This is a genomic window from Anaeromicrobium sp. (assembly GCF_025210435.1).
GTDB lineage: Bacteria > Bacillota > Clostridia > Peptostreptococcales > Thermotaleaceae > Anaeromicrobium.
Genome location: NZ_JAOART010000073.1, coordinates 1 through 8,972 on the forward strand (window position 1 = coordinate 1; position 8,972 = coordinate 8,972).

The 8,972-nt window shown below is 29.0% G+C and carries 9 protein-coding genes; all 9 read left to right on the plus strand.

Features of this window, described 5'->3' with window-relative positions; all coding sequences use genetic code 11:
* Nucleotides 1–505 precede the first annotated feature (505 nt).
* Nucleotides 506–1,651 carry a THUMP domain-containing class I SAM-dependent RNA methyltransferase gene (locus tag N4A57_RS08985; protein ID WP_293657663.1) on the plus strand — a complete coding sequence of 382 codons (1,146 nt, stop codon included), beginning with the start codon at nt 506–508 and terminating at the stop codon, nt 1,649–1,651.
* Between the two features lie 147 nt (nt 1,652–1,798).
* Entirely contained in the window at nt 1,799–2,662 is an 864-nt protein-coding gene (locus N4A57_RS08990; RefSeq protein WP_293657664.1) for an Rpn family recombination-promoting nuclease/putative transposase, read from the plus strand.
* A gap of 467 nt (nt 2,663–3,129) precedes the next feature.
* On the plus strand, nt 3,130–3,825 hold the full coding sequence (locus tag N4A57_RS08995) for a LytR/AlgR family response regulator transcription factor (protein WP_293657665.1): 696 nt from the start codon (nt 3,130–3,132) through the stop codon (nt 3,823–3,825).
* A 6-nt stretch (nt 3,826–3,831) separates the two neighbouring features.
* Nucleotides 3,832–4,305, plus strand: coding sequence for a hypothetical protein (locus N4A57_RS09000; RefSeq protein WP_293657666.1), 474 nt, complete (start codon nt 3,832–3,834; stop codon nt 4,303–4,305).
* Nucleotides 4,306–4,547: 242 nt separating this feature from the next.
* Nucleotides 4,548–5,174 (plus strand): sensor histidine kinase, encoded by a 627-nt coding sequence (locus N4A57_RS09005; protein WP_293657667.1) that lies wholly within the window; start codon nt 4,548–4,550, stop codon nt 5,172–5,174.
* A complete protein-coding gene (locus N4A57_RS09010; RefSeq protein ID WP_293657668.1) occupies nt 5,171–5,758 on the plus strand; it encodes an accessory gene regulator B family protein in 588 nt (195 codons plus the stop codon). Before N4A57_RS09005 ends, N4A57_RS09010 begins: the two co-directional genes overlap by 4 nt.
* A 111-nt stretch (nt 5,759–5,869) precedes the next feature.
* Nucleotides 5,870–5,998 carry a cyclic lactone autoinducer peptide gene (locus N4A57_RS09015; protein WP_293657669.1) on the plus strand — a complete coding sequence of 43 codons (129 nt, stop codon included), beginning with the start codon at nt 5,870–5,872 and terminating at the stop codon, nt 5,996–5,998.
* Nucleotides 5,999–6,018: 20 nt separating this feature from the next.
* Nucleotides 6,019–8,229: a peptidase domain-containing ABC transporter gene (locus tag N4A57_RS09020; RefSeq protein ID WP_293657670.1), complete on the plus strand. Its 2,211-nt coding sequence runs from the start codon at nt 6,019–6,021 to the stop codon at nt 8,227–8,229.
* A partial coding sequence (locus N4A57_RS09025; protein ID WP_293657671.1) for a biotin/lipoyl-binding protein occupies nt 8,226–8,972 on the plus strand: 747 nt, incomplete at its 3' end. The genes N4A57_RS09020 and N4A57_RS09025, both read left to right, overlap by 4 nt.

The window sequence follows — 8,972 nt, forward strand, 5'->3', positions numbered from 1 at the left end:
ACCCATGATTAGGACTCCTTTTCTTATACTATAGATATCTATAATATAAGTTTTGGGAGAAAAAAATTTTATATTCAGTATAAAGCAATTTTAAAACCAATAAATCTATATAGATTTCGTATTTATAAAGCAGCTTTATGTGGGCCTATTTCAGGAAACTATTGAAAATCTTTTCCACCCAAGTCCTTGTCACAAGCGAAAGTGTGAATCTTCGTAGATAGGTTCACGTGTCATGTTGGAGTAGCATAGGATGTTGTGATGTTCCAGGGTTCCAAAAATTTTCAATGGTTTCCCTTATAGGCAAGTTACTGTATAAAACAAATTTAAAACCAATAAATCTATATATAACATACTTTGTTTAATTTTATCATTATTTACAATCAACATGGATAAATTTTTACATTTTAAATATTATAAAAAATACGTCAACAATTAGTCAACAAAATTAATATTGCTTAACCACATGTGTTATAATACTAAAGAATAAGATATAGGAGAGAAGAAGATGGAATTAACATTAATTGCAACGGCAACCTTTGGGTTGGAAAAGTTAGTAAAGATAGAAGTGGAAAACTTAGGATATGAAGTAACAAAAGTAGATAATGGTAAAGTAGAATTTAAGGCAGAGGAAAGGGATATTCCCATATTAAATATGTGGCTTAGGATAGCAGATAGAGTATTGGTTAAGATGGGAGAATTTAAGGCTACTACCTTTGAGGAATTGTTTCAAGGAGTTAAGAAGTTACCTTGGCATGAGTGGATTGGTGAAAATGATAAATTTCCTGTGAACGGAAAGAGTGTAAAGTCTACCCTATTTAGTATATCTGACTGTCAGGCCATAACTAAAAAGGCCATAGTGGAAAAATTAAAAGCTCAATATAAGGTAGATTGGTTTAAGGAAACGGGTGCAGAATATGGAATAGAAGTGGCCCTTTTAAAGGATGTAGCTACAATTACCATAGATACATCTGGTGTGGGACTACATAAAAGAGGATACAGGGAGACTGCTAATGAAGCTCCCCTTAAGGAAACCCTAGCAGCAGCTATGGTAATGATAAGCAGATGGAGAGGGGACAGAGCCCTTATAGATCCACTTTGTGGAAGTGGCACTATAGCCATAGAAGCAGCCATGATAGGGAAAAATATAGCCCCAGGATTACAAAGAAGTTTCATATCAGAGAACTGGTCAAGAATACCAAAACAAGCTTGGAAGGATGCTAGAACCCACGCATTAAAATCTATTCGTCAAGATGTAGAACTAGATATATACGCATCAGATATAGACCCTAGAACTATAAAGATAGCTAAGGACAATGCATATAATGCAGGGGTAGATGAGTGTATTAAGTTTGAAGCCCATGATATGGGAAAGATTCATTCAAATAAGGAATATGGATATATAATCACTAATCCTCCCTATGGAGAAAGATTAGGTGAGAAGGCAGAAGTTCAAAGACTTTATAAGAGGATGGGTAAAGTCTTTGATAGATTTAAGACCTGGTCAAAGTATGTAATAACTTCTGATGAAGAATTAGAGAAGTTATATGGTAAAAAAGCAGATAAAAAGAGAAAATTATTCAACGGTAGAATAAAGGTAGACTACTACCAATTCTTTGGTCCAAAGCCACCAAAGGAATATTTTAATAAATAGATATTAAAGGGGCTATTATAAAAGAACACATTAATTTAAATTATTATCCAAATTTAAATTAGTGTGTTTTTCATATTTCTTTCATATGCCTAAATTGATTATAATGCCTCACATATTATATAATATAAGTATGAAAGGGATGATAAGATGGAAAGATTAAAGCCTCTAAATGATTTTATATTCAAAAAATTATTTGGGGAAAATGAAGTAAAAGATAATTTAATAGCATTTTTAAATGCAGTTTTAGATAGACCAGATGTAAATAGGTTAGTAAGTTTAGAAATAATAGATAACAAAGAGTTAACGAAGGAAATGCTAGATGATAAAACGGGTATCTTAGACGTTAGAGCTAAAACGGCAGATGGTATGCAAATAAATATAGAAGTCCAATTAACAGACCAAAGGAATATGGATAAAAGGACCTTATTTTATTGGGGTAGATTATTTAATGAGGGAATTGGTAAGGGGCAAGACTATAAAGATCTATCAAAGGTAATAACAATAAACATATTAGATTTTAATTATCTGGAACTTGAGAAATTTCATCTATGGGAAGATGAAGAAAAGGATTATATGTTGACTGATTTAGTGGAGGTACATTTCATAGAAACACCTAAATTTAAAAATTTGAAGGAAAAAAATTTAAAGGAAGATAAATTGCAAAGATGGTTGACATTTCTCAGAGATGACATATCAGATGAAACCTTAAAGGAGTTGTTGGATATGGATAAGGATATAAAAAAGGCTGAAGAGAGATTAGAATATCTAAGTAGTAACCCAAAGACTCTAGCATTATATAGGGCTAGAGAAAAATCATTACATGAAAGAGCAAATATGATAAGCAGTGCCATGGAAGAAGGTAGAGAAAAAGGTAGAAAAGAAGGCAGAGAAGAAGGTAAAGAAGAGGAAAAAATAAAAATTGCTAGAAGTTTATTAGATATTTTAGATATGGAAATAATAGCTTTAAAAACTGGATTATCAATAGAACAGGTAAAAAGATTAAAACATTAGCCATAGATAGAGGAGAGAACAACATACAGGTTTGTTATTGTTTAAAAATTCCACAGATAGTGTGAAAGAATGAAAATTTAGTAACTTAAAATAACTCAACTTTCCCAGTTAGAAAATTGCATATAATCCTTGAAAAAAATAGTATTTTTTCTGCAATAAGAAAAAGAACACCATATGAACTTTTTTCAAGGATTAGATGCTCTTTTTCACATGGGAAAGTTGAGTTTTTAAGTTTATTTTTAGAATGTAAACTATTTTCCACGGAGTTTATCTTTCTCATATCCTTTAAATTTATATGGTTAAATGAATTTCAGCTTGCAACATTGAAAAAAGTTAACCCCTACAAGGTAGAAAAGGTATCATTGAATCATATTACAAATTAATACAAATAATGAAAAAATTGTATAATCCTATGATATAATATTTTGTATGAATGGCTATTTATACAAGCTTATAGAGGTGATGCTATGAATTTAAAAATTGTTATTGGAGAAGATAATGAGATTTTTAGGAAATCATTAGTTGATAAAGTCGCTCAGATAGATGGATTTCAAGTAGTTTATTCTACAGAAGATGGAGAAGATTTTTTAAGGGCCATAAGAAAGATAGAACCAGAGATTATTATTACGGATATAGATATGCCTAAAATAAATGGAATAGAGGTAGCTAAGAAAATAAGAAGTGAGTTACCCCATATGGATATAATATTTATTACTTCCTTTAGTGAGCATATAAGGGAGGCAGTAGAATTATATACCTTTGATTATATAGAAAAGCCTATAGATACTAACAGATTGTTAAAGACTTTAGAGCGATTGAAGAGGAAGTATAATGTGGAAGAGAAACTTTGTTCATTTAAAGTTGAAGATGGATTTATAAATATTTTTATTAAAGATATATATATGGCAGAAGCCAATAAAAATAAATCCATAATCTATACGATTAAGGATAAATATGTGGTAAATCATTCTTTAAAAGAAGTAGAGGAAATATTAAAACATGAAGACTTCTTTAAAAGCAGTAGGTCTTACATTGTTAATATAAAAAAAATATCATCAATAGTTCCCATGAATAGGACATCCCTTGAAATTTCATTTTACAATGGAAGTCATAAAGCTCAATTATCTAAAAAATTATTATCAGAATTGAGAAAGATAATTTAGATAGGAGTGATTAAGATAGACAATCATGTGATTTTGAAGATATTATTATTTTCAACACCACAATTTTTTGTGAGTATCCCTATGGCCTATGGCTTTTTAGGAAAGAGGATGGATTTCAAAAAATGGATACCTATAAGTATAGGTGTAGCTATAAGTCAACATTTTATAAGGGCAAATATAGATAGTTATATAATATATACTAGTATAATTTTATTGATATATATTATAACGGGAATCATTATTAATAGAGGACATGTATTCAAATGGACAATATCAATATTAGTAAGTGAATCTATAGGTTTTGCCTTAGAGTTTGTTTTTATTCAATCATTAATATTGATTTTTAATGTTAATCCATTAGATTTTAGTAAAGATATAATACTAGCTTTAAAATGTTTTACACCTCAAATAATAGTACATAGTATAATGGCAATTGTGATATATAAAAGAAGAATCACAGTGTTTATAGAGAATAGGTGATATGAATGAAAAATATATCTGAAAAAAAGTATAAAAGGATTATAGTATATATTATTATACAAGGGACCTTGTTAAGTTTACTTATAAATAACAATTTCATGAAGAAATTAAACTATTTCCAATCAAAGCATATGGCCTTAATAGAGTTGGTATTGGGATCGATAATATTTATTATGAATATTTTTATTATATTTATAATAAAGGACTTGTATATAACGTGGAAAAAAGAAGAAGAGCATAATATGAACAGGATGAAATACAATTTCATAAAAGATGAGAATAGAAGATATATAAAGCACAAACATGATATAAAAAATCATATGTTAGTCATGGGTAAATTATTAGAAGATAAAGAATATGATAAATTAAATAATTATATAGGTAATTATAAGAGGGAAATAGACAATATACTAATAACTGTAGACGTGGGTTCTAAGGAATTAGATGTGTTAATATATTCAAAGATTAGAGAAGCTAAAGGGTTAAATATAGAGGTAGAATTTAAAAATAGAACTTATATTAATTGTAATGGAAATAAAATAATAGATTTGGTCTCTATTTTATCTAATATATTAGATAATGCCATTGACGCTTGTAAGGATATGGGTAAGGAAGAGAGAAAAATTTATATAGATATGGAATCGAATCCATTAGATTATATTTTTATTATTAAGAATAGATATCATAATAATATTATTATGGATGAAATACATGAGGAAGGATTTTCTACAAAGGAAAGTGAAGGTAGGGGATATGGAATCTCTATCATAAAAGAACGAGTAGAAAAATTAGAAGGTAGCTTAGAAATATGCATTCATAAAGATTACTTTCAGGTGGAAGTACGAATTCCTAGATTTGTAATGGAGTGATTAAAATAATAAATATAGAGAAAATATCCCAAAAGATTTTTAATTTAGATACATTTAGTCATATAGATGAGACTAGGCGATTGAAAGCCCAATATGGCTTTAGTATAGTCTTAGGTATAATCATTGAATTTTTCATGGCATCTATTATTTCCTATTTCCTAGGTACCTTTAAATATTTGTGGCCCATGATGATAATAGGATTAATATTTAAAGGATCTATAAAAAGTCAACATTGTACTAGTTTTAGTAGATGTGCCATATTCACTTGTATATATTTCATAGGACCATCATTAATCATAAAGTATTTACATGATTTTCATGGTTATATTATAAGTACGATTATTATGATGGTATGTATGTTAAATATATTAATATTAGTAATACAAAAAAATATTAAGGGGTTAAAACTAATAATATTATTATATATCATTATGATTTTTATATATTTTATAAATGAAAGTTTTTTAATATATATGTTGTCCATAGATATTGGGTGTTTATTAAGGATTTTTTCCTGTACTGAAATGGGAAAAATATTTGTAGTTTTTTGCGATGATTTGTTGACCCAAATAGGAATTAAATAAAAAAATTGCATTTTCGTCCTTTAAAATGACATTTTCGTCCTGAAAATGTCATTTTTCTATGGATTTATTTTATTATAGGGACAGATTTAAATACACAGGAGATGATTAAAGATGAAGTATAAGATAGTATCATTATACATAAGTTTATTTGCATTTGTAGGTACATTAGATATGAATATGTTTTGTAAGGGCTGGTATTATGAGCCAAAGCCACCTGAAGGATTAAAGGAACTACAATAAATAATCTATTGGAGAGTACTATGGTGAAAAAGATTCTAGATAAATATAAAAGATATATATGCATAAAGCAACACGATATAAAAGACTGCGGAGCTGCATGTATAGCTACCATTTGTAAAACCTATGGTCTTAAAATTCCCATAAGTAAAATAAGGGAAGTGGCTGGTACTGATAAAAATGGTACTAATGTATATGGACTCATACAAGCAGCACAGAAACTAGGTTTTACTGCAAAGGGAGTTAAGGGAGATTCAGAAGGTCTATATGGTGAAATTCCCCTTCCAGCCATAGCCCACGTTGTTATGGATGAAATGTTTCTTCACTATGTAGTAATCCACAAAATAGCTAAAGAAGAAATAATAGTGGCAGACCCAGGTAAGGGAATAGTCAAATATAAACCTGAGGACTTTTTTAAAATATGGACTGGTGTATTAGTTTTAATGGTGCCTACGGCAGAGTTTAAAACTGGAGATGAAACTATAGGTTTGTTTAAAAGATTTATTGGTCTTTTAAAACCTCAGAAAAGATTAATACTAAATATATTCTTTGCATCCATAGTATATACCATATTGGGTATATTGGGAGCCTTTTACTTTAAGGCTTTAGTAGATGAAGTACTGAGGTATAAACTAGAAAAAACATTACATATTTTATCAGCAGGAATAATATTATTAAACATTTTTAAAATATTATTGAGTGCATTTAGATCACACCTATTGTTGTATCTAAGTCAAAAGATAGATATTCCTCTTATACTAGGATACTATCAACACGTTATAGAATTACCTATGAATTTCTTTGGAACTAGGAAAGTGGGAGAAATCATATCTAGGTTCATGGATGCTTCTAAAATTAGAAGTGCCATATCAGGGGCCACATTAACTATAATGATAGATACACTAATGGCCATAGCTGGTGGAATAATACTCTATACACAAAATGGATTTTTGTTTGGAATAGCAGTAATAATGCTATTACTATATATGATTATAGTCTATGCCTTTAATAAACCTATACGAGATATAAATAGAGAGCAGATGGAGAATAATTCTCAACTTACTTCTTATTTAGTGGAAAGTTTAAATGGTATAGAAACTGTAAAATCATTTAATGCAGAGAACTATGCAAAATTAAATACAGAAAAGAAGTTTGTAAAACTTCTTAAAAATGTTTTAAAAGGTGGAATAATAGGGAATTTACAGGGTTCACTAACAGGGGCCATAGCTACCCTAGGGGGAGTAGTTATACTCTGGGTTGGGTCATATAAAGTAATACAAGGAGAATTATCTGTGGGACAATTACTAGTATTTAATTCTCTAATGGCATATTTTATAGATCCAATAAAGAACCTTATAAACTTACAACCTATGATGCAGACAGCCATAGTGGCATCAGATAGATTAGGGGAAATATTAGATTTACAATTAGAAAAGGATATTGATGAGGATAAAAAAATAAATCCAGATTCATTAAAGGGAAAAATAGAGTTTAATAATATAGATTTTAGATATGGAACTAGGGAATTGGTTCTTAAAAATATAGATTTTAATATAGAAATAGGAGAAAAAATAGCCCTAGTTGGAGAAAGTGGTTCTGGGAAAACTACTTTAGCTAAATTACTTATGCGTTTTTATAATAGTGAAAAGGGAGATATACTTATAAATGGATATAATGTGAAGGATATAAATGTGGACAAACTAAGGGAAAAGGTAGCATACATATCTCAAGATATATTCATGTTTAGTGGAACTATAAAAGAAAATCTTTCACTAGGGGATGAGGATATAGACTTTGAGCAGATGGTAGAGACTTGTAAAATGGCCAGTGCCCATGATTTTATTAATAAATTACCTCTGAGATATAACACTTTACTTGAGGAAAATGGTACTAATTTATCTGGGGGTCAAAGGCAAAGACTTTCTATAGCTAGAGCACTTCTTAGAGAACCAGATATATTAATAATGGATGAGGCCACTAGTAACCTAGATTCCATAACAGAAAAGGCCATAGAAAGAACTATAGATAAATTAGATATAACTACTATCATAATAGCCCATAGACTAAGTACTATTATGAAATGTGACAAAATATATGTGATGGATAATGGGGAAATAATAGAAAGTGGTAGTCATAGTGATCTTATGGAACAAAAGGGAAAATACTATGATTTATGGAAAGAGCAACTTCCTAATAATGAAGTAGTAACCATACAAGGAGAGTATACGGCATGAAGCATGTAATACAGGATATAAGAGAACTTACTGATAGTAGGGAATTACTAGAAAGTAAACCCCATCCCTTTACAATCATATTCATATATCTATTAATAAGCATCCTACTCATAGGACTTGGATGGTCCTATTTTGGAGAAATGGACGTAGTAGTAAAAGCCCAAGGAGTAGTAAGGCCAAATAAAAGAATAAGTACTATAAATAATATGATAAATGGAAAAGTAAAGGAAGTTTACATAGAAGAGGGAAAGAAAGTTAAAAAGGGAGAAATCCTATATACTATAGATTACTCTGATTTAAAGGTTAAAGAAATCTTTTATGAAAAGGAATTTAATGCTAAGAAGTTAGACATTGAGAACTTAAATAAATTAAAAAAGAGCATATTAGATAATAAAAATTATTTTGAAAAGGACAAGTCTGAAGAAAAAAATTATTACAATAAATATTTGAAATACAAAGCTGACTTAAGGGAAACTAGGGAAAATACTAATATGATTATCTCTAGGATAGAAAATACAGAAGAAATAGTAAAAAATACAGAGACTTTACTATTATCTATAAAAGAAGAAAAAAATTTATTTGAAGAAGAGGATAATGAATATTATAGAAATTATTTAAACTACAATATTCAATCAAAGTCTCTAAAAAACATTTTTGATACCAGTAAAAAAATGTATGTGATAAATGAAAAGCTATATAAAAATGAAGCTATACCTAAAGTAGAATATGATAAAACTAAAGAT